The organism is Arthrobacter cavernae, assembly GCF_017368795.1.
Classification (GTDB): Bacteria; Actinomycetota; Actinomycetes; order Actinomycetales; family Micrococcaceae; genus Arthrobacter; species Arthrobacter cavernae.
Window position 1 is genome coordinate 1 of record NZ_JAFNLL010000134.1, and the last position, 601, is coordinate 601.

1 protein-coding gene is annotated in these 601 nt (G+C 58.7%); it reads left to right on the plus strand.

What is annotated here, in order from left to right; translation table 11 throughout:
* Positions 1-601 (plus strand): 30S ribosomal protein S2 (gene rpsB, locus J1902_RS19130; RefSeq protein ID WP_242702236.1); only part of this gene is annotated, 601 nt, incomplete at both ends.

Sequence of the window (601 nt, forward strand, 5' to 3'; positions counted from 1 at the left end):
TCGTAACTATGCGCCAGCTGCTTGACAGCGGCGTCCACTTTGGACACCAGACCCGTCGTTGGAACCCGAAGATGAAGCGCTTCATCTTCACGGAGCGCAACGGCATCTACATCATTGACCTCCAGCAGTCGCTGTCCTACATCGACCGCGCCTTCGAGTTCGTCAAGGCCACTGTCGCCCACGGCGGCACCGTCCTGTTCGTCGGCACCAAGAAGCAGGCTCAGGAAGCAATTGCCGAGCAGGCTACCCGTGTTGGCCAGCCCTACGTCAACCAGCGTTGGCTCGGTGGCATGCTCACCAACTTCCAGACCGTCGCCAAGCGCATCCAGCGCATGAAGGAACTCGAAGAGATCAACTTCGAGGACGTCGCCGGCTCCGGTTACACCAAGAAGGAGCTCCTGCTCCTCAAGCGTGAACTCACCAAGCTGGAAACCAACCTTGGCGGTATCCGCAACCTGACGAAGGCTCCTTCGGTTCTGTGGGTTGTTGACACCAAGAAGGAACACCTGGCTGTTGACGAAGCCAAGAAGCTGAACATCCCGGTTGTTGCCATCCTGGACACCAACTGCGACCCCGACGAAGTTGACTTCCCGATCCCGGG